The following is a 24,348-nucleotide window of genomic DNA, read 5'->3' as shown; positions in this document are numbered from 1 at the left end:
TGTTACAACCTGCTGTCAGTGGCTTAACGTTTACCCAGAATCTTCCCGAGCAGTTCCGGGCGTGGCGCGCCTTGCTGCGTTTGCAGTTGCTGCTGCTCATCCAGGTAGAAGATCGCCGGGGTCGCCGCCAATCCCAGTTCCTCCATCAATGCCTGGTTGCCGTCGAGCTTGCTTTGCACGGCAGCGGGGATCTTCTCCAGTGCTTTGAGCGTGCTGGCCTTGCCAGCGCTCTCGTGTTTCTTAAGGGCCTGGACCGGATCATTGCTGGCCAGCAGCGCCGCCGATTTGCCCGGGCTGTCTTCACGGATGATGCCGACCATGATGTGGCGCAACTGCACTTTGCCCGACTCGACCCAGGGACGTGCCTGCTCCCAGAACATATTGCAGTACGGGCAGTTGGGGTCGCTGAACAGATAGACGACGCGTGGTGCATCGGCCTTGCCGTCGGCGATCCAGGCGGCCTTTTCCATCTTCGCCCAGACCTCTTTGGACATCGGCGCATAGACCAGCTTTTCCAGCGGTGCTTCGCTGAGGTCCTGGCCTTGTTCATCGAACAGGCTGCCGACCAGCACATGTTTGCCATCGGGTGTCAGGTACAGGGCCATCCCCCGGTTCTGGTACTCGGCCGCGTAACCGCGCAGGCCGTTGGGGGCATCGAAGCTGCCTTTGATCTTCACGCCCTTGGCTTCCATTTGCTGCACGGCCTTGGGCAGGGTTTCGGCCATGGCAGCCTGGCTGGCCAGCAGGCCGAAGGTCAGAGTCAGTGGCAGTTTCAGCAAAGGGTGCATGTGTCATTCCTTGAAGGGTGGGTGGCGACGGGCGCAGGAGTGCGCTCAAAAGATTCCAGGGCGTGGCTCAGGCTTGCCCGCGACAGCTCGCCCAGATGGCTGCCGACCAGGCGCCCGTCGGCGTCGTAGAACAGGGTGGTGGGCAGGGCCATGGAACCGACCTGTTGGGCCAGCTGGCCACCGCCGTCAAACAGCACATGGGACAGGTTCAGCCCGGTGGTGGCGAGAAAGGTGCTGACCGTCTGCGGGGTTTCGCCCTGGTTGACGAACAGGAAGGTGATGTCCGGGTGTTCGTGTTGCGCCTGTTGCAATACCGGCATTTCCCGACGGCAGGGCGGGCACCAGGTGGCCCAGAGGTTGATGACCAGCGGCCGGCCTCGGTAGGAAGTCAGTTGCACCGCCTGACCATCGGCCTTGTGCAGGCTCATCTCCGGTAATTGCGTGCCTTGTTCATAGAGGTGGCTGGCCAGGCTGCCGAGTAGCCAGAACAGCACACCGCTGAACAGGCCCCAGCCCAGCGGACGGCGTAAGCTCGAGCGGCGCCAGCCTTGCCACAACGCACCGATGGCCACCACCAGCAAACCCGGCCAGAGCAGAAAACCGCCGTCGCGCAGGTCGACAATCTGCAGTGGATCGTCGCGGTACATCGGCCAGTAGCTGAGCACGAACCCCAGGCGGGCCCCCAGCAGGCCCAGCAGGAACAGGCCGAACAGCACCGATTCAGGGTTGTCGCCACCGCGTTTGGCCACACGCCAGCCGACCAGGGTGGCCAAAGCCAGTGCGCAGACTAGCAACAGATGATCGACGGCCATGGTCAGCGGCCCGAGGTTTACCGTCAGCATCAGCCTTGACTCCGGGTCTGGGCCCACTGTTCGAGGAAGTTCTTCGCATCGATTTCACCGGTGATGCGCCGGCTGCGGCGCTCGTTGCCCTCCGGGCCGATCCAGATCAGGCTGGGCGGGCCGGGCACCTGGTAACGCTGCAGCAATTCGCGGCTGGAGGGCGCATCGGCGGTCACATCCAGGCGTAGCAAGCGTACGCCGTTCAGCGCGGCCAGCACATCGGCGCGGGCGAATACCTGTTTCTCCATGACCTTGCACGACACGCACCAGTCGGCGTAGTAGTCAAGCATCACCCACTGCCCCTGGGCCTTGGCGGTGTCCAGTTCGCGTTGCAGGTCAGCCGGCTGACTGACGGTGATGAATGCATCGCTGTGGACAGCGCTGGCAACCACCGTGGAGCTACCGGCGCGGAAGGGCTGTAGCGGTTGCCAGGGGTCGTCGCCACCGGCGGCGGCACCGATCACCAGCAGGCTGCCCCAGAAGCCCAGCAGCAGCGGCAACGCGCGGATTGGCCGCAGACCATGCAATGCGGGCCATGCCGCCCAGGCCAGAGCGATCAGCCAGGCGCCGGCCAGGCCCAGCCACAGCGAAGGCTCCAGCACGGTGCGCAGGGTATACAGGGCCATGGCCAGGAACACGAAGCCGAACAGACCCTTGACCAGGTTCATCCACGGGCCGGGGCGCGGCAGGTAGCGATTGCCCAGGGTCACCAGCAGCAACAGCGGCAAGCCCATGCCGATGCCGAGGGTGAACAGCACCAACCCGCCGTGCACGGCATTGCCGCTCTGGGCAATGTACAGCAGGGCGCCGGCCAGGGGCGCGGTCATGCACGGGCCCATCAACAGCCCCGAAAGTGCACCGAGCAAGGCTGCGCCATACAGGTTGCCGCCGCGGGTACCGTGGCCGGCGCGTTCCAGGCGATCACGCAACCAGGCCGGCAACTGCAGCTCGAAAGCACCGAACATCGGCAAGGCCAGCAACACAAACAGGCCGGCCAGGCTGCCGAGCAACCAGGGCTGCTGCAGCCAGGCCTGAAGGCTTCCCCCCAGCAACGCGGCAATCACCCCGAGGGCGGCGTACACCAGCGCCATACTCAGTACGTAAACGCTGGCCAGCGCCCAGCCACGGCGGGCACTCACGCCATTACCGAGGACCAGCCCGGCGAGAATCGGCAGCATCGGCAACGAGCAGGGGGTAAAGGCCAGCAACAGGCCCAAGCCCAAAAAGGCCAGCAGGCTCCAGGCCAGGCCCGACTGCTGCAGACCGCCGGCCAGGGCCTGATCGCTGGCTTGTTCTTGCTCATCGACAGCAGCGCTGCTCAAGCTGACCAGATTGGTCTGCGGCGGATAGCACAAGCCGGCATCGGCACAGCCTTGCCAGCCCATGCGCAACTGGCCTGTGGCGGAGGCGGGCAGGATCAGTTCAAGTTCGCCGCGATATACCAGGGTCTCGCCGAAGAACTCGTCCTGATGGGGCAAGGCCTCTGGCAAGGCGGGCTGCTGCTCGACGGGCAGGCCGTCGAACTTCAGGCGCTTCTGGTAAAGATAGTAACCATCGGTGATTTTCCAGTGCAGGCGCATCTGTCCGGAATCCAGGCGCTCGCTGCTGAACACGAACGCCTTGTCCACCGGCAGAAAGTCGCTTTGGGCAAAGGGGTTGGCCTGAGTCAGGCTGCTGAACAGGAGCATCAGGGCAATTAGTAACGTGCGCATCTCTAAGCCTTGGTAGTGCGATAAGTGCCCGATCCTGGCCGAGCGCGATTAACCGAGTGTTAACCCATAAGCGTCGATTGTCGCCCGGACCGCGACGATCCGCTGCTGGCGCGGCATAATCCTGACTTAATCCGCCTGCGCTTCACTGCCACTTTTAGCATCGAGACCGACCATGCACGTACTGCTCTGCGAGGATGACGACCTGATTGCCAGCGGTATCGCCGCGGGGTTGACTGCCCAGGGCATGACCGTGGACAGGGTTGCCACAGCGGCTGCGGCCCAGGCCATGCTCCAGGCTGCAGCTTTCGATGTCATGGTGCTGGACCTGGGCTTGCCCGACGAAGACGGTCTCAAACTGTTGCAGCGCCTGCGTCAGCAGGGCGAGAGCCTGCCGGTGCTGGTGCTCACTGCCCGCGACGCGGTTACCGACCGGGTCGACGGCCTGCAGGCCGGTGCCGACGATTACCTGCTAAAGCCCTTCGACCTGCGTGAGCTGGCCGCGCGTCTGCATACCCTGTTGCGCCGCTCGGCCGGGCGCGCGGTCAATATCATCGAGCACGGCCCGCTCAGCTACGACCCCAGCAGTCGCGAAACCTGTCTGGGAGGTACGCCGGTCGACCTGTCACGACGCGAGCAGGCGCTGTTGCAGGCGCTGTTGCACAACCGTGGCCGGGTGCTGTCCAGCGAGCAGCTCAAGGACAGCGTCTACGGCTTTGGTGACGAGGTCGAGAGCAACGCCTTGAACGTGCACATTCATCACCTGCGCCGCAAATTGGGCAATGGCATCGTCGAAACCGTACGCGGCCTGGGTTATCGCCTGGGGCCGGCGCAGTTGCCGGAGGTCGAGCAGTCATGAGCCTGCGTGTACGCCTGACACTGATCCTCGGCACCGCCTTCGTGCTCATCTGGGCCCTGGCGGCGGCCTGGATGCTGCGCGACCTGCGCTATCAGATGATGTTTTCCCTCGATCAGCGTCTGGTGGCTTCGGCGCGTATGGTTGCCGGCCTGATCGATCAGTTGCCGCAGCCACTGACGGCCAAGGGCGAGGGCACAAAGTTGAGTGCCGACCAGCTCAGTGTGCCGGATGGCATGGCCTGTCAGGTCAGCTCGTTACGTGGTGAGATCATTGCCCGCAATCATAGTCAGGGACACACCCTCGACGACGATCGCAGTGGTTTTCGCGACCAGACTATCGAGGGCGCGCGCTGGCGCACGTTTACCTATTACCGCGGTGATGTCCGCATCACCACGGCCGACCGTCACCAGGAGCGTGAGGCGCTGAATCGCTCGATCTTGTTGGCGGCTTCGGCGCCGGTGTTTGTCGCCTTGCTTGGCACCCTTGGGTTGCTCTGGATCGGTATCGGCAAGGGCCTGGCACCGCTCAACCGCATGCGTGATGCCCTGCGCAGGCGTAGCCCTGATGCGCTTGAACCGTTGCAAGTACGCGCCTTGCCCAGCGAATTGCAACCGCTGCTGGATACCCAGAACCAGCTGTTTTTGCGTATTGCCCAGACAATCGAACGCGAACGGCGTCTGACCGATGATGCCGCCCATGAGTTGCGCACGCCGCTGACCGCCATCAAGACCCACCTGCAGGTGGCCCGAATGACCGATGGCGCGGTTCGTGAGCAGGCCCTGGAGCACGCCGAGCAGGGTGCTGACCGCTTGCACCGGACCCTGGAACAGTTGCTGCTGCTGGCGCGGGTTGAAGGCAGCCTGTCGTTTGAGGACGGGGTGCAGTGCAGCGCCGAACAAGTGGCTCGCCAGGCGATCCAGGACACCGGGCTCGGTGATTCGCAGCGCATTGACCTGCAATTGGCGCCGGAGGCCGCCCAGGCCTACCTTGGTATGCCTTCGCCACTGGCCGTGACTGCCTTGCGCAACCTGCTGGACAATGCCTTGCGCCACACCCGTGGCCCGGCGCCGGTGGAACTGGCGGTGCAGATGGACAAGGGTCAGGTGGCCTTCCTGGTGCGTGACCACGGCCCGGGTATCGTCGAGCAGGACCTTGAACACCTTACCGAGCGATTCTGGCGCAATGGCCAGAGCGGCGGTTGCGGGCTGGGGTTGGCGATTGTCCAGGCCATCGTTCAGCGCTGTGCCGGATCCTTGCGCTTCGACAGCCGCAATGATGGTCTGCGGGTGCTCTTGCGTATCCCTTTACGTGCGCAGTAGTTGAACGGGGGGCTAAATCCGCAAGGCGCTGAAGCGTTTTTCAAGCGATAACAACCCGACACACATCTGGTGACAGGCGCGTGACGGGCACATCCGCTTGCTTGCGAGGGTTTTCCCAGATGTCAGTCGCTATCAGCCTTGCCCAGCCGCTGCCGGAGTCTTCGGACGTGGCCGCTGCCGAAACGCTTTATCACTTCGAAGAATCGCCCCTGCTGGCCCGGCAAAAACAGCAAGAGTCCAATGCCCGCAGTTACCCGCGACGCATTCCCCTGGCGCTGAAAAAGGCTCGTGGCCTGTATGTCGAAGATGTCGAAGGGCGTCAGTTCATCGACTGCCTGGCGGGGGCCGGGACTCTGGCGCTGGGCCACAACCACCCGGTGGTGATCGAGGCAATCCAGCAGGTGCTGGCTGACGAACTGCCCCTGCATACCCTCGACCTCACCACACCGGTCAAGGACCAGTTCGTCCAGGACCTGTTCGGCCTGTTGCCGCAGGCGTTGCGTGACGAAGCGAAGATCCAGTTCTGCGGGCCGACCGGTACCGATGCAGTGGAGGCGGCCCTGAAGCTGGTGCGCACCGCGACCGGTCGCACCACCGTGCTGTCGTTCCAGGGAGGCTATCACGGCATGTCCCAGGGAGCCCTGAGCCTGATGGGCAGCCTGGCACCGAAAAAGCCGTTGGCCGGACTGCTGAGCAATGGCGTGCAGTTTCTGCCGTATCCCTATGACTACCGTTGCCCGTTCGGTCTGGGCGGCGAGGCGGGGGTCAAGGTCAACCTGCATTATCTGGAGAACTTGCTGACCGACCCGGAAGGCGGTGTGCAATTGCCGGCCGCGGTCATCGTCGAGGCGGTGCAAGGCGAAGGCGGGGTGATTCCGGCGGATCTGGAATGGCTGCGCGGCGTGCGGCGGATTACCGAGAAAGCCGGTGTGGCCTTGATCGTCGATGAGATCCAGAGTGGGTTTGCGCGTACCGGCAAGATGTTTGCCTTCGAACACGCAGGCATCGTTCCTGATGTGGTGGTGATGTCCAAAGCCATTGGTGGCAGCCTGCCCCTGGCGGTAGTGGTCTACCGCCAGTGGCTGGATACCTGGCAACCGGGGGCACATGCCGGGACGTTCCGCGGCAACCAGATGGCCATGGCTGCCGGTTCGGCGGTGATGAAATACATCAAGGATCACGATCTGTGCGCCCATGCCCAGGCAATGGGTGAACGCCTGAGCGGGCATCTGCGCCATCTGCAGAAGGACTTTGCGCAACTGGGCGATATTCGTGGCCGTGGCCTGATGCTCGGCGTCGAGCTGGTCGATCCGGAAAGTGCCAAGGATGCCCTGGGCCACCCGGCCGCGTGCCCGCAGTTGGCACCGCTGGTTCAGCGTGAGTGCCTCAAGCGTGGTCTGATTCTTGAGCTGGGAGGGCGTCAGGGGGCTGTTGTGCGCTTCCTACCGCCGTTGGTGATCACTGCCGAGCAGATCGATGAAGTGGCTGCGCGATTCGGGCGGGCGCTGGCTGCGGCTGTGGCCAGCCGCTGACAGCGCGATCGCGGGGCAAGTCGAATCGTCGCACCGCCGCTCCCACAGAGATCACACAACCCCTGTGGGAGCGGGCTTGCCCCGCGATCAGTTCCTCAATCGAACGAGCGCCCAGCACGCCAGTAACCCATCAAGGTCAATGTTTTGCGGTCCAACCCCCGCTCCTGGACCAGGAAGCGGCGGATACCCATTACCGCAGCAGACTCACCGGCAATCCAGGCATGGAACTCACCATCGCCGGGCAGTCCACGCTCCCAGAGAATCTGCTGGTCGATATCGACGTCCTCAAGTGCATCGGTGTTGTCGAGCTGTCTACGAGGCAGTCGTGCCAGTTCGCGCACGGCATGAATCATCGCATCGCCATGTTCACCGTTGAGCACGTCGCGCGGTAGCCAGTGCAGCTCAGTCGCCGCGCTGCAGGTCAAATCAAGACAGTCCTGTTCGCCGGGCACTTCAATGAATGCCTGCACCGGTACCTTGGGATAGTCCAAGACCATTTGTTCGAGAATGCCGGCGATGGCGGGCAGGGCGGTTTCGTCTCCGACCAGCAGCAAGGTGCGCAGGTCCTTGGGCGGTCGCCATTCGTAACCACCGGGGTCGCCAGCGAAGGCCAGATTGGGCGCGACCATCTGCAGGCGGTCACCGATGCAGGCCTGGGTCGCCCAAGCCGAGGCGGGGCCGTTGACGCCATGCAGGACAAAGTCGACATCCACCTCCAGCGCCTCACGCCGCAGGGCGCGGATGGTGTAGGTACGCATCGGCGGGCTGCTCTGGGCATCCAGGCCACGCCGGGCTTCTTGCCAGGAGCCTTGCTTGGGCAATTGCGGTGGCTGGCCGTTGGCGCCGGGAAAGAAAATCTTGATGCGCTGGTCGGCGGCCAGGGTGTGCATTTGCGCGACGTCGTCACCGCTGAAAACAAAGCGGGTGAGCGATGGGCTCAGGCGAATTATTGCCTTGAGCTGGACGTCGAACATGCGGTAGCCACTGGGCCTGGCCGGTTTGCCAACCAGCTTGCGCAGGCCGTTGCCCAAAGCGCTGGCCAAGGAGGTGGAAGAGGACATGAGCGATACCCTTTTGCAGAGAATTCACCTGAGAAACGAATCCCTGCACAGCTGAATTAGCCGCCGGTCCAGCCGTTAAATTTTCCGTTCCAGGATACGTCCTAGCTTGGATAAAGCCTGCTTTATGGCGGACACGGGTAGGACAATGACGATATCGCGACGAGGATTCATAGCGGGCCTGGCAGTGGCGGGTGCAGCGGTGCCAGCGGCCTATTACGCGTACAAGGAACTGACCCATGACCCTGAGGACGATATCGTCACGCCAGGTGAGGCCAGTGTCGAATTGGCCGATGTCGCCGGTCAGCAATTGGCGGACCAGCTGCGCGGGGTCTGGGATCTGCGCGTTTACGGCAGCCAGGGCGGGCTTACCGGCTTGCCTGAGCAAGGGTTGCAACTGTACCTGGACGTTGCAAGCAAGGGCCGTGGACTGCGTGGCTTCGTCGATGAAAAGAGCCGCCTTGAGGGGCCGGGGCCGGTGGCGTATCGGGTAGTGGGTGACCTGGTTGGTGCCTCCAGCGCGCAAGTGCGTTGGCGTCTGCTGAGCAATCAGGGCGGCACCGACTATGAGTGCATTGCCAGTCTGGATGAAGTCTGGGGCAGTTTTGCCAATGCCGGCAGCGGCACTTTGAGCGGCCGCCTGCAGCCGCTGGACCGCTCCATGGCTTTGCCACTGCTGGACAGCCACTTTGTCGCGGTCAAGCGTCTGTTCCCCGAGGCCCGTGAACGCTTGCCCTATACCCCGCAAATGCAGGCCTGGGTGATCAGCGCCGAGCACCGTCTGTTTCACCAGCTCTGGCATGCGACCCGGGACAAGTGGCACACCCTGTCCGAAGAAAAGCGCGGCGCCTTGCGTGGGCTGGGCTGGCAACCCGGGCCTCGGGACCAGGAGCGCGATGCCCGTGGCCCACGCAAACATCGCAATGGATCGGGGATCGATTTTCTGTTCATGCACCGGGACATGCTCGCGACTGCCCGCACCCTGCAGGACCTGCCGTCCTGGAGCCATTTCCCCTTGCCAAAACCCAACGTCGAGCAGGACCGTCAGGGCTTCGCCCGCTACTTCGACAACCATGATGGCTACTGCGTACCGCCGACCTGGCAGGCGCCGGGCGATGATGCCTATGGCCAGTGGGTATCGGCGATCAAGACCGGTGAAACGTTCTGCAGTAACTTCCAGGTCTGGGAGTCGCAGTACCAGGATCCGCTCTACCTGTCGAAACTGACGCTGGGTACGTTCGGCTCAGAGCTGGAGATGAACCTGCATGACTGGTTGCACATGTGCTGGGCCTCGATACCTCGGGATCCGGTCAACGGTGCACCGGTACCTTTTGCCCGCGATCCGGCTGACTTTGCTTCGCGCTGGTTCGGCGCGCAAAACGACTTCCTTGGCGATCCGTTCTCTTCGCATGTGAACCCGGTATTCTGGGGCTTTCATGGCTGGATCGACGACCGTATCGAAGACTGGTATCGCGCCCATGAGCGGCACAACCCAGGCCAGGTGCGCAGGCTTGAGGTCAATGGCGTGAAATGGTTTGCCCCGGGGCGCTGGGTCGAGGTCGACGATCCCTGGCTGGGGCCGGTGACCCATGGCTGCAGCACCGTGCCCGGGACCTTGCCTGGCAAGTCGGTGGAGATGGATGTGGAAACCATGAAACTGGCGCTGCGTATCACCTATGGCGAAGACGAAAAGATCGGTGACCTGACCCGTCGAGTGCCGCAACGGCCATGGTATGCGCGGCATCTGTCGTTGCGTGGGATCATTTCCTGAGCATTTGATCGCGGGGCAAGCCCGCTCCCACAGGTTCAGTTTCGGGCCGGTGGGAGCGGGCTTGCCCCGCGATAACGCGTTTACTGTGGCACCTGCCAACCCCCACCCAACGCCTTGTACAACGCCACACTGCCTTGCAGTCGCGCCAAGCGCAGCTGCGCCTGCTGGTCCTGAGCCTGGTACAAGGTGCGCTGGGTCTCCAGCACGGTCAGCAAGGTTTCGGCACCCGCCCGATAGCGGCTTTCCGACAGGGTAAAGGCCGTACGCGCCTGCTCGACTTCCTGATCCTGCCACTGGCGCTGATCGTCCACACCGCTGATAGCATTGAGGGCTTTCTCGACATCGGCAAAGCCGGCCACGATGCTGCTGCGATAGTTCTGCAACAGCTCTTCCTGCTGGGCCCGGGCCTTGTCCCGCTCGGCCCGCAGACGCCCATTGTTGAAAATCGGCGCGGCCAGGCCGGCACTCAGGGTGTAGTAGGGGCTGCGCAGAATCTGGGCGAAGGTGTCGGCGCCTGAGCCCAGGTCAGCGCCCAGGGTCAGGCTTGGCAGCATCGCCGCACGCGCTACCTGGACATTGGCCTGGGCGGCGGCCAGGCGTGCTTCGGCGGCGGCAATATCGGGGCGACGGCTGAGCAGCTCGCTGGGTACGCCACTGCCAATCTCCGGCCAGTGCACCCCGTCGAGGGACTCCTGGATCGGTGCCAGCGTCTGTACCGGTTCGCCCAGCAGAGTCGCCAGGGTGATACGGGCCTCCTGCAGTTGCTGTTCGAACAACGGTACCTGGCGCGCCTGGCCTGCGACCAGGCTGCGTTGCTGGGCCAACTCCAGGGCCGTGGCCGAGCCCGAGTCGTAGCGGGTCTGCACCAGGCGTAGCACGTCCTCGGCGTTGGCCAGGTTGAGCTGGGCAATACGCACCTGCTCGGCCAGCGCCAGGCTTTGCAGGTAGCTGTTGGCAACGCCGCTGAGCAGGGTCAGCTCGACCGTTTGCCGGTCGTAACGGCTGGCGTCCAGATCAAACAGGGCGCTGTCACGGGCGGCGGCCTTGCCGCCCCAGAAGTCGATCTCGTAGCTGGCGCTCAGGCGGGTATTGAACGAGGTACTGGTACGTTCGCGGCTGCTGGCGTCGAGCTGATTGAAACCATTGCCGTGCAGCAGGCGCTGGCGGCTGCCATCCAGGCCGAACTTGACCTCCGGCAGCAGCGGGGCACCGGCGATCACTGCCGAGGCCTGGGCCTGGCGGACCCTGGCGGCGGCAGCGGCGAGGTCGAAACTGTTTTGCCGCGCTTGCTCGATCAGTTGATCGAGTACGACGCTGGAAAACTGCTGCCACCAGTCCTGTTGCGGCAGTGGCTGATCGAGTGTGGCGGTATGGCTTTGCCAGGCATCCGGAGCTTGCAGACCACTTTGTGGTGGCGTGAGTGTGTTGCTGCAAGCGGCGATGAACAGGCTGATGGACAACACACTGAGACGGCTGGGCAGGTTCATTGATTATTCGCTGGTAAGGGCTTTGACCGGGTCGAGACGGGCGGCTTTGCGCGCCGGCATGAAGCCGAACACCACCCCGGTGACCACTGCGCAGGCAAAGGCGCCGAGCACGGCCGCCAGGGAAAAGGCCACGGCGATGTTGCCAAGCAGCAGCACGCCGCCAATCAGCAAGGCCAGGGCAATGCCGGTAAGGCCGCCGACCATCGATAGCAATACTGCCTCGCTGAGGAACTGGCGCAGGATGTCGCGTTGACGGGCACCAGTGGCCATGCGGATACCAATTTCGCGGGTGCGCTCGCGTACGGTCATGAGCATGATGTTCATCACGCCGATGCCGCCGACCAGCAGAGAGATTGCGGCGATAGAGCCAAGCATCAGTGACAGGGTGTTCTGTGTGCGCGCCTCGGCCTGGATCAGGGCGGCGTCGTTGCTCAACTCGAAATCGCGCTTGCCGTGGTGCAGCTTGAGCATCAATCTGTCGATCGCAGCTTCGGTTTCGGCCACCCGCCGTGAGTCGGCCGCGGCGATGGTCACGTACTCCGGGTCGCGGCTACCGAACAGACGGATCGCCGCCGCCGAGTAGGGCACCACGATGCGCTCGTCACTGTCCTGATCGCCAGAGCTGGCGCCTTTGCCGGCAAGGATGCCGACTACCTGGAAGGGGACGTTTTCTACCAGGATGTACTGGCCGATCGGATCAACCTGGGCGCCGAGCAGCTTTTCCTTGACCTTCTGGCCGATCACCGCGACGGCGGCAGCGGCCTGTTCATCGGCTTCGGTGAAGAAGCTGCCCTGGACCACCGGCCAGTTGAAGATTTCGCAGAAGTAGGTGTTATTGCCGCCGACATAGAATTGCTGGTTGTTGTTGCCGTAGCGCACCATCAGTTTGTCGCCGATCACCGGCATGATCATCTTCACCTGAGGCAGACTGCCCACGGCAGCAACGTCGTCCAGGGTGATGACGCCCGCGGGGTCGCGCAGGGTTGGCGCGCTCCCGCTGAGGTAAAGGATGTTGGAGCCAAATGCGGCCATTTGCGCCATGACCTGGCGCTTGCTGCCTTCGCCGACGGCAAGCATGACTACCACCGACGCCACGCCGATAACGATACCGAGCAAGGTCAGGGCGGTACGAAAACGGTTGATCCACATGATCCGCCAGGCCGCTTGCAGTGCTTCGACCATCTCGCCTTTCCAGGCGCCGCTGTGGGTGGCGCCCTGGTCCAGGCGCTGGCGCAGGTCTTCAGCCTGCAGGCCGGGGGCGCCTACGGGTACGCTGGACTGTTCGTTGGCCGAGTCACTGACGATCAGGCCGTCGCGAATCTCGATGACGCGCTTGGCCCGGGCCGCCACTTCGCGATCGTGAGTGATCAGGATCACCACATGGCCCTGGCTGGCCAGTTCATCGAGCAGGGCCATGACTTCAGCGCCGCTCTGGCTGTCGAGGGCACCGGTGGGTTCGTCGGCAAGGATGATATGGCCGCCGTTCATCAACGCACGGGCAATCGACACCCGCTGCTGCTGGCCACCGGAGAGTTGGTGTGGGCGATTGCCGGTGCGGCTGGCGAGCCCCAGGCGATTGAGCAGGACGCTGGCGCGGGCATGGCGTTCGGCAGCCGGGGTACCGGCATAAATGGCCGGCATCTCGACGTTCTCCTGGGCCGAGCCTGAGGCGATCAAATGGTAGCCCTGGAACACGAAACCGAAGGCTTCACGGCGCACCCAGGCCAGCTCGTCGCTGTCCAGCTCGGCGACATCCTTGCCGGCGAACAGGTAGCTACCGGAAGTCGGACGATCCAGGCAGCCGAGAATGTTCATCAAGGTTGACTTGCCGGAGCCGGACGCGCCGACAATGGCGACGAACTCGCCCGGGTGGATCGCCAGGCTGATACCTCGCACCACTTCGACCTTCGGGGTATCGACCCCGCCGTAGGATTTGCGGATCTCGCGCAGTTCGATCAGCGGCGTACTCATTCAACCTCCGCTGGCAGCAGGTGCGCCGATCAACAGCTGCTCACCTTCGTTCAAACCTTCAAGCACTTGCACCCGCAGGCGGTCGCTTAGCCCGGTGCGTACCCGGCGTGGCTCGATCTTGCCGCTGGCATCGAGCACCTGGGCAATGCGCAGGTTTTCGTCGCTGGCATCTTCATCCAGTGCGGCCACCGGTACACTCAGCACCTTGCTGGCGCGGCCGGCAACGAAAAACACCTGGGTGGTCATTTCCGCCATCAAGGCGTTATCGGGGTTGTCCACGTCCAGCAGCACGGTGTACAGCACCACTTTGCTTGCCGTGCCTGTGCCACTGGCGCTGGCCGGGCTGCCACCACCCTGGCTGGACTGGTCCAGGGGCTTGGGGGGGACCGGCAGGATCTGGCGTACGGTGCTGGTCCAGCGGCGCTTGCCGCCCGCCAGGGTAGTGAAGTAGGCCGACATGCCCGGTTTGACATGACCGATGTCGGCTTCTGATACCTGCGCCCAGACGGTCATCGGCGACAGTTTGGCGATGCGCAGGATCAAGGGTGTCTGTTGCTGAGCGTTGAGAGTCTGGCCCTCGCGCGCATCCACGGCGACTACGGTTCCGGACATCGGCGCATAGATGCGCGTGTAGCCAAGTTCCGCCTCATCGCTGCGCAGGCTGGCCTGGGCCTGGCGGATCTGCGCGCGGTACATGTCGATGCGGGCCTGGGTCACTTTTAACTGAGCCTGGGCGCTTTGCACATCTTCCTCGCGGGTGGCGCCGCCGGCGGCCAGGTTGCGCTGGCGTTTGTATTGTTGTTCGGCGAGTTGGTACTGGGCTTGCTGTTCAGCCAGCTGAGCTTTGAGGTTGTCGATCGAGAAACGCCCGGCATCGAGCCTGGCCTGTTGGGTCGAGGGGTCGATCTCGACCAGCAGTTGCCCCGTCTTGACCTGGTCGCCGACCTCCACATGCAGTTTGCGGATCTGCCCTGAGGCCTGGGCACCAACGTCCACGTAGCGCCGCGGTTGCAAGGTGCCCAGCGCGGTTACGCTGCTTTCGATATCGTTGCGCGTCACACTGACGGTGCTGAGCGGGTCGCCACGACCGGGCAGGGTTTTCCAGGCGAGCAGGGCAGTCAGGCTGAGCAGGCCGAGGCCACAAAGCAGCAGGCGGCGTTTGTTCGAAGGACGTCTCATGCAGGGTTCCAGCCAAAGGGGTTGAGCCGTGGGTCACGCTGGCAGACAAACACGACAGACACGGGCGGCTCCCAGGTAAACGAGAGACTGGCGGCGGAATTTACCGTGGCTATTGAGGTTCAGCAGGTGATCGGGTGGGGGCTGGCAGCAGAGCCGCTCGCTCGACCTTGCTGAGAATAATTATAATTTGTATTATTCCAATCTGCCATCATTCAACTCCGCTCACCCAGAGCCGGGAAAACCCCGCGACGCCGCGGCCAGGTGCTGTGTTGGAAAACTACTATCGCGAACTGGTGAGTTTCCTCTGCGCCCGCCTGGGTAACCGTCAGGCGGCTGAAGACGTCGCCCATGATGCCTACACCCGCGTGCTGGAGCGCACGGCCGATAGCGACGTCGAGCATCCGCGGGCTTTCCTCTATCGTACGGCCCTGAACCTGGTGATCGATGGCCATCGCCGGGGTCTGTTGCGCCGGGCCGAGCCACTGGAAGTGCTCGACAGTGACGAACGCTTCTTTTCCCCGGCACCGTCTCAGGAGATGGAGCTGCGACAGCGCCTGGAGCTGATGCAGCGAGCCCTCGGTGAATTGAGCAAGCCCTGTCGCGACAGTTTTCTGTTGCGCAAGCTCGAAGGTCTGTCACATCAGGAAATCGCCGAACGTCTGGGTATTTCCCGCAGCCTGGTGGAAAAACACATCGTCAATGCGATGAAACACTGTCGTGTGCGCATGCGGCTTTGGGAGTCCTGATAGGCGCGCGTTAGTGGGGGAGTGTGAAAATTTCGTTGTGAGCGCGCTTGCTTTCTGCGGATTTCCCAACAACTATCAAGAAAGACCCTATATCTGGCGAAGTGCTCGCCTCCAGCCTGTAGTTGAGTTATTGGCGCAGTTATGGTCAAGGAATGCCACTAACGCTCTCCAGCCTTGGTCATAGACGATGCCAAACAAATCACTGCGGATCCTGATCGCCGACGAGCATCCGATGCAATTGCTGCAGCTGGAGAAAATCCTCAATGGCATGGGCTACTATCGCATTGCTCCGGTCGAATCGTTTGAAGACCTGCAGCGCCTGGTATTGAGCGCACTGCAACCATTCAACCTGCTGGTGGGCAACATTGACCTGGCCAGCCATGTCGGGGTCGACCTGGAACGCTTTTGCCGGGGCAGCGCCCAGATCCAGCACGCCCTGCTGTACCAGTCCCAGCACCTGAAAGTGCCGGCCATTCCCAGCGCCCAGCGCGAAGCGGTGAATGTCAGTCTGCCCAAGGTCCCCGACGACGAGACCATGCATACCTTCATGGCGATCATCGATTCGCCGAAAGTCATCGGGCAGCTGCCGGGGGTGTTCGACCGGGCATCCCCGGCGGGGTATTCACCGCGACGGATGAGTTTTGCGCCGTCGATTTTTTCCCGTCAATCCTGAACCGTGGCAACAGTTGGCGCACCCTTGTGGTGTGTTTTGCTATTCTCTGGCGTTCGCCCAGGCGCGCCGCAGAGCGCGTCGATGCCCATCGATTGACGGATGCCCTTATGACAGCCATCACGCCTGCGCCAGCGCTACGCCTGACGCGCAGCGATCACAAAACCCTGAGCCTGGCGGCATTGGGTGGCGCGCTGGAAATCTACGACTTCATCATCTTCGTGTTCTTCGCCCTGACCCTCAGCCAGTTGTTCTTCCCGCCGCAGATGCCCGAGTGGCTGCGTCTGTTGCAGAGTTTCGGGATCTTTGTCACCGGCTACCTGGCCAGACCCCTGGGCGGGATCCTGATGGCGCACTTTGCCGACCACCTGGGACGCAAGAAGGTCTTCAGCCTGAGTATCCTGATGATGGCCTTGCCGTGCCTGTTGATCGGGGTGATGCCGACCTATGCCGAAATCGGCTATTTCGCCCCGCTGATTCTGCTCGCACTGCGGATTCTCCAGGGGGCGGCGGTAGGCGGCGAAGTGCCCAGTGCCTGGGTGTTCGTTGCCGAGCACGCACCGGCCGGACGGCGCGGCTACGCCCTGGGCTTTCTCCAGGCAGGCCTGACTTTCGGTTACCTGCTTGGCGCCTTGACGGCCACGCTGCTGGCGCAACTGTTCACGCCACAAGAGATCCTCGACTACGCCTGGCGCTTCCCGTTCCTGTTGGGTGGGGTGTTCGGTGTAATTGGTGTATGGCTGCGCCGCTGGTTGAGCGAGACGCCAGTGTTCCTGGCCTTGCGCGAGCGCCGTGAGCAGCCCGTAGCATTCCCGCTGCGCACGGTGTTGAGTGAGCACCGGCGGGCGCTGCTTCCTGCTGTGCTGCTGACCTGTGTGCTGACCTCGGCGGTGGTGGTGTTGGTGGTCATCACCCCGACGGTGATGCAGCAGCGCTTTGGCATGAGTGCCGGACACACCTTCGCGTTGAGCAGCATGGGCATCGTCTTTCTTAACATTGGTTGCGTGCTGGCCGGGCTGTTGGTCGACCGGATCGGCGCCTGGCGCGCGCTGATGTTCTACAGTCTGCTGCTGCCGCTGGGCATCGGTGCCCTGTATGCGAGTCTGGTGAGTGGTTGGCAGTGGCCCGGGCTGGCCTATGCCCTGGCAGGATTGGCCTGTGGTGTGGTGGGCGTGGTGCCGTCGGTGATGGTCGGGTTGTTCCCGGCACCGATCCGGGTGTCGGGGATTTCCTTTACCTACAACATCGCCTATGCGCTGTGGGCCAGTACCACACCGATGATGTTGATTGCGTTGATGCCGTGGAGCCCGTGGGTGTGTGTGGGGTTCAGCTTCATTATGGGGGCTGTGGGACTACTGACTGCGATGTATTTTGCTGCGAAGGAGCCTGCGCGCTGCGAGGATGACGCTCCACAGGCTTCTCTTAATGTGTTGTGACAATGGTGTCCGTCGTTTCGGGCGCTGATCAGGCAGACTTCCAGAGCAGGGCGGTTGGACTAACCAACTTGCCAAATTAAACCTACTAGGTTAATTTGCTCATGGAGAAGCGGGTTCCGCATTGCAGGCTTTCAAGGATCAAAGCGCTGCTGGAGGCAGGTCAAATTCGAACGACAGCTGCTGCAATGGCTGGAGGCGCGGCGCTTGGCCTGGATTACGACCAGATGATAGAAGTGGTTGGCAGCCTGACTATCACGGACTTCTATAAAAGCATGACCACTCATGGTGATCATCGCATCTGGCAAGACGTCTACCGGCCGTTTACCAAGGCCGGTTGGATCTATCTGAAGCTGACGGTTATCGATGATCTGCTCATCGTATCCTTCAAGGAGTTGCAAGCATGAAATGCCCAGCCTGTGGCGCAGCCGAGCTGGTAAATTCCACCCGTGATCTGCCTTACACCTACAAGGGCGAATCAACCCAAGTGCCAGGTGTGGTGGGAGATTTCTGTCCGAGTTGCGGTGAGGCAGTGCTTGATGCTCAGGAGTCTCGACGCGTCAGTGCGGCCATGCTCGCGTTCAACCGCCAGGTTAACGCAACGACTGTCGATCCCGGCTTTATCGCGGCGGTCCGCAAGAAACTGGCGCTGGATCAGCGCGAAGCTGCGGAGATTTTTGGCGGTGGAGTCAATGCCTTTTCCCGTTATGAGAATGGCAAAACCAGGCCTCCCTTGGCGCTGGTCAAGTTGCTCAAGCTGCTTGATCGTCATCCCGAACTGTTCGAAGAGGTAAGGACGGCCTGATCCACCCTGAATAAAAAGCCCCCTGGCCGCAAGGCGAGGGGGCTTTTTGTTGGCAGCCTGATTTACATGTTCGGGTAAGTCGGACCACCAGCGCCTTCCGGCGTTACCCAGGTGATGTTCTGCGAAGGGTCCTTGATGTCACAGGTCTTGCAGTGCACGCAGTTCTGGGCGTTGATCTGGAAGCGCTTGTTGCCGTCCTCCTGGGTCACCACTTCGTATACTCCAGCCGGGCAGTAGCGCTGGGCCGGTTCATCGTACAGCGGCAGGTTGGTGCCAATCGGGATGCTCGCATCGGCCAGTTTCAGGTGGCAGGGTTGTTCTTCTTCATGGTTGGTGCTGGAGAGGAACACCGAGCTGAGCTTGTCGAAACTGAGTTTGCCATCCGGTTTCGGGTAGTCGATCTTTTTCGAGTCAGCGGCCAGCTTCAGGCAGGCGTAGTCCGGCTTGGTGTCGTGCAGGGTGAACGGCAGTTTGCCAGCGAACCAGTTCTGGTCGAGGTAGTTGAACGCCGCGCCGAGCATCGGGCCGAACTTGTGCATGGCCGGGCCGAAGTTACGGCTGGAGAACAGCTCTTCATACAGCCAGCTGGCCTTGAAGGCTTCGACGTAGCTGTTGAGTTGATCGCCGCCTTCACCACCGGCCAGCAGGGCATCGGCCACTGCGTCGGCAGCGAGCATGCCGGACTTCATTGCGGTATGGCTGCCCTTGATCTTGGCCACGTTCATGGTGCCCAGGTCGCAACCGATCAAGGCGCCACCGGCGAAGACCATTTTCGGCAGCGAGTTGAGGCCGCCTTTGGCCAGGGCGCGGGCGCCGTAGCTGATGCGCTTGCCGCCTTCGAGGTACTGGCTGATCACCGGGTGGTGCTTGAGGCGCTGGAATTCGTCGAACGGCGACAGGAACGGGTTGCTGTACGACAGATCGACGATCAGGCCAACCACCACCTGGTTGTTTTCCAGGTGATAGAGGAACGAGCCGCCGGTGTTTTCCTTGGCCATGACATCCAGCGGCCAGCCAGCGGTGTGCACAACCAGGCCTTGCTCGTGCTTGGCCGGATCGATTTCCCAAATTTCTTTCAGGCCGATGCCGTAGTGCTGGACGTCGGATTCGTTGTCCAGGTTGAAGCGTTTGATCAGTTGCTTGCCGATGTGACCACGGCAGCCTTCGGCAAACAGGGTGTACTTGCCGCGCAGCTCCATGCCCGGGGTGTACAGGCCTTCTTTCGGGTTGCCTTCACGGTCGACACCCAGGTCGCCGGTGATGATCCCGCGGACTACGCCGTTCTCGTCGAACAGGGCTTCCTGGGCGGCGAAGCCAGGGTAGATCTCCACGCCCAGGTTCTCGGCCTGCTGGGCCAGCCAGCGGCACAGGTTGCCCAGGGAGATGATGTAGTTGCCTTCGTTGTGCATGGTCTTGGGCACGAACAGGTCAGGGACCTTGATCGAGCTGCCAGCATCCTTGAGCACGTAGATGTCGTCGCGTTTGACTTCGGTGTTGAGCGGGGCGCCGAGCTCTTTCCAGTCCGGGAACAGTTCGTTCAGGGCGCGCGGTTCGAAAACTGCGCCGGAGAGGATGTGGGCACCGACTTCCGAGCCTTTCTCGACCACGCAGACGCTGATTTCGTTACCGGCTTCGGCGGCCTTCTGCTTCAGTCGGCAGGCGGCGGACAGGCCAGCCGGGCCAGCGCCGACAATGACCACGTCGAATTCCATGTATTCGCGTTCCACAGGTTCTCTCCTACTCAAGGCTCATCGGTTTTTCTTTGTTGGCGGGTGTCAGGCGGTCATTTTTCGGTACGTGTAAGCTGTAGCTCGAGTGATGACGGACTACACCGCTTTCTCTTGGCCGCGCATTATATCTACACCACTCACGGGGTCCAATACAAACGTTTGTTTGAATTTGCCGCAGGCCAGTAAAATCAAAGACGCACGGCGTGAATCTGACCGGTTTGCCGTATTGACCGGATTGGGCGTTACGGTCAAGATACGAGCGGTTTTGCGCTCGCCGTAGGCTGACCGCCGGATGCAGGTGCACCCCTAAAAACCAGGCGAAAAGCAGGGCAGCTGGGCCGCGGGCCGCTTTGTAGTGGAGTTTACACACCACGACAGAAAATGACTCACGGGTTTTGCTGTTGCAAGGTCGAATTGGGACTGCTGGGTCAGGGTTAAATTCTATCGGCTGCAATCGTTTTTAGAGGTGCCCTTGTACCCACGCGCAATCGCCGGGTTTGCCCCAGGCGACATTCTTTTCACCGGAGAGTAACGAGGAATCCATGAAGGTTCTTGTAGCTGTCAAACGAGTGGTCGACTATAACGTCAAGGTTCGCGTCAAGGCGGACAACTCCGGCGTCGACCTTGCTAACGTCAAGATGTCCATGAACCCCTTCTGCGAAATCGCCGTAGAAGAAGCCGTACGCCTGAAAGAAAAGGGCGTTGCGAGCGAGATCGTCGTCGTTACCGTCGGCCCGGCCACTGCCCAGGAGCAACTGCGTACCGCGCTGGCACTGGGTGCCGACCGTGCCGTGCTGGTCGAGTCCGCAGAAGAGCTGACCTCGCTGGCCGTGGCCAAACTGCTCAAGGCGGTGGTCGACAAAGAACAGCCTCAGCTGGTGATCCTTGGCAAGCAAGCGATCGACAGCGACAACAACCAGACCGGCCAGATGCTGGCGGCGCTGACTGGCTTCGCTCAAGGCACTTTCGCCTCCAAGGTTGAAGTGGCTGGCGACAAGGTCAACGTTACCCGTGAAATCGACGGCGGCCTGCAGACCGTTGCGCTGAACCTGCCAGCGATCGTCACCACCGACCTGCGTCTGAACGAGCCGCGCTACGCGTCGCTGCCGAACATCATGAAGGCCAAGAAAAAGCCGCTGGAAACCGTTACTCCAGACGCGCTGGGCGTTTCCACCGCCTCCACCAACAAGACCCTGAAAGTCGAAGCGCCAGCTGCACGCAGCGCGGGTATCAAGGTCAAGTCGGTTGCTGAACTGGTCGAGAAACTGAAGAACGAGGCGAAGGTAATCTAAATGACTATCCTGGTTATCGCTGAACACGAAAACGGTGCCGTTGCCCCGGCCACCCTGAACACTGTTGCTGCTGCCGCCAAAATCGGTGGCGACATCCACGTGCTGGTCTCTGGCCAGAATGTCGGTGGCGTTGCTGAAGCTGCAGCCAAGATTGCTGGCGTTGCCAAGGTGCTGGTTGCCGACAACGCCGCTTACGCGCACCAACTGCCGGAAAACGTCGCGCCGCTGGTAGCCGAGCTGGGCAAGGGCTACAGCCACGTGCTGGCACCTGCTACCTCCAACGGCAAGAACATCCTGCCACGCGTTGCTGCGCTGCTGGACGTTGACCAGATCTCCGAGATCATCTCGGTGGAATCGGCTGACACCTTCAAGCGTCCGATCTATGCCGGTAACGCCATTGCCACCGTGCAATCGAACGCTGCCGTCAAAGTCATCACCGTACGCTCCACCGGCTTTGATGCCGTTGCCGCGGAAGGTGGTTCGGCTGCGGTCGAGGCTGTCGCAGCTGCTCACGACGCTGGCAAATCGGCGTTCGTTGGCGAAGAGCTGGCCAAGTCCGACCGCCCAGAGCTGACCGCTGCCAAGATCGTCGTTTCCGGCGGCCGTGGCATGCAGAACGGTGACAACTTCAAACACCTGTACGCCCTGGCCGACAAGCTGGGCGCCGCAGTGGGTGCTTCGCGCGCCGCAGTCGACGCAGGTTTCGTACCGAACGACATGCAGGTCGGTCAGACCGGCAAGATCGTTGCGCCACAGCTGTACATTGCCGTCGGTATCTCCGGCGCGATCCAGCACCTGGCCGGCATGAAAGACTCCAAAGTGATCGTTGCGATCAACAAGGACGAAGAAGCGCCGATCTTCCAGGTGGCCGATTACGGTCTGGTCGCTGACCTGTTCGAAGCCATCCCTGAGCTGGAGAAGCTGGTTTAATCCAGCCGCTTCACTTATAAAAGAGCCCGATCCGTTCGGGCTGTGCAGGCCTGCCTCGCACAGCCCGACCGATCGGGCTTTTTCATTCAGGGTACAAAGGGTAGGGAGGGGTTGCATGGGATGGCATGGCCGGATCAACACGGCGCTGGTGTTCGCTGCGCTGCTGATGCCGTTGCCGGCGTGGGCCGTGGGTAAATGTGAGCGGCTGGTGGCTACCGGCAGCCCTGACGCTCCGCCTTATTCCTGGCGCGATCCACAAGACCCCAAACACCTGATCGGCGCCAACGTCGACCTGTTCAGGCAGGTTGCCGGCGAGTTGGGTCTGAAAGTTGAAGTGCTCGATAGCGGAACGCGCAACCAGGCGCTGGAAGAGGTGCGTAGCGGTCGTGTGGATCTGCTGATTGATTCGCCCTTCGCCGTGGCTGAGCTCACTACGGTGGACTATGTACACCCGTCGTTGCTAAGCAATGAGTACGTGGTCTGGACCCGCCACGATTCATCATTGGTCTACGACACCTTGTCCGATCTGCGCGAGCATCAGGGCAGTGTTTCGGAAAAAGCGCGCCTTACCCCCGAATTTTCAGCCTACGCCAAGAGCCAGTTGCGGCTGACGCCAGCGCAGAATCTGACCCAGGCGTTCCAGAAGCTGTTGCTGGGCCAGGTCGACTACGTGCTGGCCGGACGTTATGCCGGTATGGCCATGGCCCAGACCTTGGGTATGAGCAATGCGTTGATCGCCCGCGGCTTGCCTCTGGATCGCCCTGGACTGTATTTGGCGCTTTCGCATAATTCGGCATGCAATGACGCCTGGTTGCGCGGACAACTGGCAAAAAAGCTGACAGAATTGCCGGCCTCCGGCGTGTCCCAGGCGGTACTGCAACGCAATGTCGAGCGCTGGAAGGCGCAGATGCAGGTGCCGCTGGATGCCCCTAAACAGTAGGAAGATTGTGTGAGAACTCATTCACTATTCGCCGCCCTGGCGCTGCTGGCTCTGGCCGGATGCGCCAATGACCCGGCCCCCCATGAACAGCTGCGCCTGTCCGAGCAGGCGCTGGCGCAGGCCAAGGCCGTCGGTGCGACCGATGAAGTGGCAGAGCTGAAGCTGGCCGAAGACAAAATGGCCCGGGCCCAGGTCAACATGAGCCATGAGGCTTATCGCGATGCACGCATGCGCGCCGAACAGGCCGAGCTCGACGCGCGCCTGGCCGAGGCGCGGGTGTTGACCAGCAAAAGCAAAGAGCAGCTCGACCTGCTGCAATCGCGGGTCAATCGCCTGCGTAAACAGTTGGGAGAACAGCCGTGAGTTCGATCAAACCTATGGCAGCCTTGCTGTTGCTCGGGCTCGTCGGTCTACAGGGTTGCGCCAGTCAGCGCAGCGAGACGGCACTGGATGAAGCGACGGCCAAATTCCAGACCGTCAAGGACGATTCCGATGTGCTGCGCAGTGCACCACGCGATGTCATTCGTGCGGGTGAGTCGCTGGCGCGGGCCGACCGGCTGTCCAGCTACTTCGGAACCGGTGCCGATGTGCGCCACTACGCCTACCTGAGCCAGCGCTACAGTGATATTGCCCGTGAGCACAGCAATCTGGTGCTCAATCAGGAACGTCTGGCCAAGCTTGAACTCGAGCGTCAACGCCTGCAGTTGGCGCTGCGTGAGGCCAAGCTTGCCAGTGTGCAGCAGCAGGGCAAGTGGCTGGAGGCGCAGATTGTCAGCCTGGCCACCACCCAGAGCGATCGCGGCCTGGTCATGACGTTGGGCGATGTGCTGTTCGACACCGGTCGCGCCGAGTTGAAGAATTCGGCCAATCGAACCGTGCTCAAGCTCGTGCAGTTCCTGCAACTCAACCCCAAGCGTGTTGTGCGTATCGAGGGTTACACCGACAGCACGGGTGCTGCGGAGGACAACCTCAAGTTGTCCCGCGACCGGGCGCAGGCGGTGGCGGATATGCTGGTCGATCTTGGGGTCGACGAAAAGCGCATTCAGGTCGAGGGCTATGGCGACCAATACCCGGTCGAAGCCAACGCTTCGGAGCGGGGCAGGGCGCAGAACCGTCGCGTCGAGATCGTCTTTTCCGACGAAAAGGGCAAGCTTGGCGCAGCGCGCTAACACCCTCTGGAAAACCCGGTGAGTACCGCTCACCGGGTTTTTTTATGGGCGTCGGAAAGTGCCGGCAGGGGGCTGTCACACAACTGTATTGTCGACTATTCTGCAATCTGTCCCAGTA

Annotated in this window: 22 protein-coding genes; 14 read left to right on the top strand and 8 right to left on the bottom strand. The window is 62.0% G+C overall.

The window, feature by feature from the left end; translation table 11 throughout:
- Positions 1-23: 23 nt before the first annotated feature.
- The 3 genes from dsbG to dsbD are packed head-to-tail and all read right to left on the bottom strand — an operon-like array spanning position 24 to position 3,342.
- A complete protein-coding gene (gene dsbG / locus ACVI9W_RS04420; RefSeq protein WP_461529311.1) occupies positions 24-788 on the bottom strand; it encodes a thiol:disulfide interchange protein DsbG in 765 nt (254 codons plus the stop codon).
- On the bottom strand, positions 773-1,630 hold the full coding sequence (locus ACVI9W_RS04415) for a TlpA family protein disulfide reductase (protein WP_461529310.1): 858 nt from the start codon (positions 1,628-1,630) through the stop codon (positions 773-775). Before ACVI9W_RS04415 ends, dsbG begins: the two co-directional genes overlap by 16 nt.
- A complete protein-coding gene (gene dsbD / locus ACVI9W_RS04410; RefSeq protein WP_461529309.1) occupies positions 1,630-3,342 on the bottom strand; it encodes a protein-disulfide reductase DsbD in 1,713 nt (570 codons plus the stop codon). Before dsbD ends, ACVI9W_RS04415 begins: the two co-directional genes overlap by 1 nt.
- A gap of 172 nt (positions 3,343-3,514) precedes the next feature.
- On the opposite strand from dsbD, the gene ACVI9W_RS04405 reads away from it, so the two are divergent.
- The 3 genes from ACVI9W_RS04405 to ACVI9W_RS04395 all read left to right on the top strand — a co-directional run bounded on the left by ACVI9W_RS04405 (position 3,515) and on the right by ACVI9W_RS04395 (position 7,049).
- On the top strand, positions 3,515-4,198 hold the full coding sequence (locus ACVI9W_RS04405; protein ID WP_422417968.1) for a response regulator: 684 nt from the start codon (positions 3,515-3,517) through the stop codon (positions 4,196-4,198).
- Complete coding sequence (locus ACVI9W_RS04400; protein ID WP_461529308.1) at positions 4,195-5,517, top strand: ATP-binding protein; 1,323 nt, start codon at positions 4,195-4,197, stop codon at positions 5,515-5,517. Before ACVI9W_RS04405 ends, ACVI9W_RS04400 begins: the two co-directional genes overlap by 4 nt.
- Positions 5,518-5,636: 119 nt before the next feature.
- Positions 5,637-7,049 carry a diaminobutyrate--2-oxoglutarate transaminase gene (locus tag ACVI9W_RS04395; protein ID WP_461529307.1) on the top strand — a complete coding sequence of 471 codons (1,413 nt, stop codon included), beginning with the start codon at positions 5,637-5,639 and terminating at the stop codon, positions 7,047-7,049.
- Positions 7,050-7,144: 95 nt separating this feature from the next.
- Here ACVI9W_RS04395 and ACVI9W_RS04390 read toward each other — a convergent pair whose 3' ends face one another.
- Complete coding sequence (locus ACVI9W_RS04390; RefSeq protein WP_461529306.1) at positions 7,145-8,110, bottom strand: siderophore-interacting protein; 966 nt, start codon at positions 8,108-8,110, stop codon at positions 7,145-7,147.
- 145 nt (positions 8,111-8,255) lie between these two features.
- Between ACVI9W_RS04390 and pvdP the strand changes: the two genes are divergently transcribed.
- The gene (gene pvdP / locus ACVI9W_RS04385) at positions 8,256-9,878 is read left to right on the top strand and encodes a pyoverdine maturation tyrosinase PvdP (protein WP_461529305.1); all 1,623 of its coding nucleotides are present in this window, start codon (positions 8,256-8,258) and stop codon (positions 9,876-9,878) included.
- A gap of 80 nt (positions 9,879-9,958) precedes the next feature.
- On the opposite strand, the gene ACVI9W_RS04380 is transcribed toward pvdP, so the two are convergent.
- From ACVI9W_RS04380 to ACVI9W_RS04370, 3 genes are read right to left on the bottom strand one after another with little or no spacing between them, the layout of a single operon-like run.
- Positions 9,959-11,365 (bottom strand): efflux transporter outer membrane subunit, encoded by a 1,407-nt coding sequence (locus tag ACVI9W_RS04380; RefSeq protein ID WP_461529304.1) that lies wholly within the window; start codon positions 11,363-11,365, stop codon positions 9,959-9,961.
- Positions 11,366-11,368: 3 nt separating this feature from the next.
- Complete coding sequence (locus ACVI9W_RS04375; protein WP_461529303.1) at positions 11,369-13,336, bottom strand: MacB family efflux pump subunit; 1,968 nt, start codon at positions 13,334-13,336, stop codon at positions 11,369-11,371.
- Positions 13,337-14,515, bottom strand: a complete 1,179-nt coding sequence (locus tag ACVI9W_RS04370; RefSeq protein ID WP_461529302.1) for an efflux RND transporter periplasmic adaptor subunit — start codon at positions 14,513-14,515, stop codon at positions 13,337-13,339. It abuts the gene before it with no gap.
- A gap of 269 nt (positions 14,516-14,784) precedes the next feature.
- On the opposite strand from ACVI9W_RS04370, the gene ACVI9W_RS04365 reads away from it, so the two are divergent.
- The 5 genes from ACVI9W_RS04365 to ACVI9W_RS04345 all read left to right on the top strand — a co-directional run bounded on the left by ACVI9W_RS04365 (position 14,785) and on the right by ACVI9W_RS04345 (position 18,169).
- On the top strand, positions 14,785-15,261 hold the full coding sequence (locus ACVI9W_RS04365; protein ID WP_038613140.1) for a sigma-70 family RNA polymerase sigma factor: 477 nt from the start codon (positions 14,785-14,787) through the stop codon (positions 15,259-15,261).
- A gap of 187 nt (positions 15,262-15,448) precedes the next feature.
- On the top strand, positions 15,449-15,934 hold the full coding sequence (locus ACVI9W_RS04360; protein WP_461529301.1) for a histidine kinase: 486 nt from the start codon (positions 15,449-15,451) through the stop codon (positions 15,932-15,934).
- A 107-nt stretch (positions 15,935-16,041) separates the two neighbouring features.
- Positions 16,042-17,367, top strand: a complete 1,326-nt coding sequence (locus ACVI9W_RS04355) for an MFS transporter (RefSeq protein WP_461529300.1) — start codon at positions 16,042-16,044, stop codon at positions 17,365-17,367.
- Between the two features lie 101 nt (positions 17,368-17,468).
- On the top strand, positions 17,469-17,771 hold the full coding sequence (locus tag ACVI9W_RS04350) for a type II toxin-antitoxin system MqsR family toxin (protein ID WP_461529299.1): 303 nt from the start codon (positions 17,469-17,471) through the stop codon (positions 17,769-17,771).
- Complete coding sequence (locus ACVI9W_RS04345) at positions 17,768-18,169, top strand: type II toxin-antitoxin system MqsA family antitoxin (protein ID WP_461529298.1); 402 nt, start codon at positions 17,768-17,770, stop codon at positions 18,167-18,169. The genes ACVI9W_RS04350 and ACVI9W_RS04345 overlap by 4 nt, the downstream gene beginning before the upstream one ends.
- Before the next feature lie 62 nt (positions 18,170-18,231).
- Here the strand turns inward: ACVI9W_RS04345 and ACVI9W_RS04340 are convergent, their stop codons facing one another.
- Positions 18,232-19,896, bottom strand: a complete 1,665-nt coding sequence (locus tag ACVI9W_RS04340) for an electron transfer flavoprotein-ubiquinone oxidoreductase (protein WP_461529297.1) — start codon at positions 19,894-19,896, stop codon at positions 18,232-18,234.
- Positions 19,897-20,441: 545 nt separating this feature from the next.
- Here ACVI9W_RS04340 and ACVI9W_RS04335 point away from each other — a divergent pair.
- From ACVI9W_RS04335 to ACVI9W_RS04315, 5 genes are all read left to right on the top strand, one after another.
- Positions 20,442-21,191 carry an electron transfer flavoprotein subunit beta/FixA family protein gene (locus ACVI9W_RS04335; RefSeq protein WP_009396278.1) on the top strand — a complete coding sequence of 250 codons (750 nt, stop codon included), beginning with the start codon at positions 20,442-20,444 and terminating at the stop codon, positions 21,189-21,191.
- Entirely contained in the window at positions 21,192-22,121 is a 930-nt protein-coding gene (locus tag ACVI9W_RS04330; protein ID WP_157193391.1) for an electron transfer flavoprotein subunit alpha/FixB family protein, read from the top strand.
- Between the two features lie 115 nt (positions 22,122-22,236).
- Complete coding sequence (locus ACVI9W_RS04325) at positions 22,237-23,061, top strand: substrate-binding periplasmic protein (RefSeq protein ID WP_461529296.1); 825 nt, start codon at positions 22,237-22,239, stop codon at positions 23,059-23,061.
- 9 nt (positions 23,062-23,070) lie between these two features.
- Complete coding sequence (locus ACVI9W_RS04320) at positions 23,071-23,424, top strand: DUF4398 domain-containing protein (protein ID WP_461529295.1); 354 nt, start codon at positions 23,071-23,073, stop codon at positions 23,422-23,424.
- A gap of 14 nt (positions 23,425-23,438) precedes the next feature.
- The gene (locus ACVI9W_RS04315) at positions 23,439-24,230 is read left to right on the top strand and encodes an OmpA family protein (protein WP_157194783.1); all 792 of its coding nucleotides are present in this window, start codon (positions 23,439-23,441) and stop codon (positions 24,228-24,230) included.
- Positions 24,231-24,348: the final 118 nt, after the last annotated feature.

The organism is Pseudomonas sp. 210_17 TE3656 (assembly GCF_054821965.1).
Note: the sequence above shows the minus strand (reverse complement) of the source record. Positions and strands in the feature narration are given on the sequence as shown.

Excerpts from the sequence above, each read along its gene's own strand:
- dsbG (WP_461529311.1), bottom strand. The coding sequence starts at position 788 with ATGCACCCTTTGCTGAAACTGCCACTGACTCTGACCTTCGGCCTGCTG.
- ACVI9W_RS04415 (WP_461529310.1), bottom strand. The coding sequence starts at position 1,630 with ATGCTGACGGTAAACCTCGGGCCGCTGACCATGGCCGTCGATCATCTG.
- dsbD (WP_461529309.1), bottom strand. The coding sequence starts at position 3,342 with ATGCGCACGTTACTAATTGCCCTGATGCTCCTGTTCAGCAGCCTGACT.
- ACVI9W_RS04405 (WP_422417968.1), top strand. The coding sequence starts at position 3,515 with ATGCACGTACTGCTCTGCGAGGATGACGACCTGATTGCCAGCGGTATC.
- ACVI9W_RS04400 (WP_461529308.1), top strand. The coding sequence starts at position 4,195 with ATGAGCCTGCGTGTACGCCTGACACTGATCCTCGGCACCGCCTTCGTG.
- ACVI9W_RS04395 (WP_461529307.1), top strand. The coding sequence starts at position 5,637 with ATGTCAGTCGCTATCAGCCTTGCCCAGCCGCTGCCGGAGTCTTCGGAC.
- ACVI9W_RS04390 (WP_461529306.1), bottom strand. The coding sequence starts at position 8,110 with ATGTCCTCTTCCACCTCCTTGGCCAGCGCTTTGGGCAACGGCCTGCGC.
- pvdP (WP_461529305.1), top strand. The coding sequence starts at position 8,256 with ATGACGATATCGCGACGAGGATTCATAGCGGGCCTGGCAGTGGCGGGT.
- ACVI9W_RS04380 (WP_461529304.1), bottom strand. The coding sequence starts at position 11,365 with ATGAACCTGCCCAGCCGTCTCAGTGTGTTGTCCATCAGCCTGTTCATC.
- ACVI9W_RS04375 (WP_461529303.1), bottom strand. The coding sequence starts at position 13,336 with ATGAGTACGCCGCTGATCGAACTGCGCGAGATCCGCAAATCCTACGGC.
- ACVI9W_RS04370 (WP_461529302.1), bottom strand. The coding sequence starts at position 14,515 with ATGAGACGTCCTTCGAACAAACGCCGCCTGCTGCTTTGTGGCCTCGGC.
- ACVI9W_RS04360 (WP_461529301.1), top strand. The coding sequence starts at position 15,449 with ATGCCAAACAAATCACTGCGGATCCTGATCGCCGACGAGCATCCGATG.
- ACVI9W_RS04355 (WP_461529300.1), top strand. The coding sequence starts at position 16,042 with ATGACAGCCATCACGCCTGCGCCAGCGCTACGCCTGACGCGCAGCGAT.
- ACVI9W_RS04350 (WP_461529299.1), top strand. The coding sequence starts at position 17,469 with ATGGAGAAGCGGGTTCCGCATTGCAGGCTTTCAAGGATCAAAGCGCTG.
- ACVI9W_RS04345 (WP_461529298.1), top strand. The coding sequence starts at position 17,768 with ATGAAATGCCCAGCCTGTGGCGCAGCCGAGCTGGTAAATTCCACCCGT.
- ACVI9W_RS04335 (WP_009396278.1), top strand. The coding sequence starts at position 20,442 with ATGAAGGTTCTTGTAGCTGTCAAACGAGTGGTCGACTATAACGTCAAG.
- ACVI9W_RS04330 (WP_157193391.1), top strand. The coding sequence starts at position 21,192 with ATGACTATCCTGGTTATCGCTGAACACGAAAACGGTGCCGTTGCCCCG.
- ACVI9W_RS04325 (WP_461529296.1), top strand. The coding sequence starts at position 22,237 with ATGGGATGGCATGGCCGGATCAACACGGCGCTGGTGTTCGCTGCGCTG.
- ACVI9W_RS04315 (WP_157194783.1), top strand. The coding sequence starts at position 23,439 with ATGGCAGCCTTGCTGTTGCTCGGGCTCGTCGGTCTACAGGGTTGCGCC.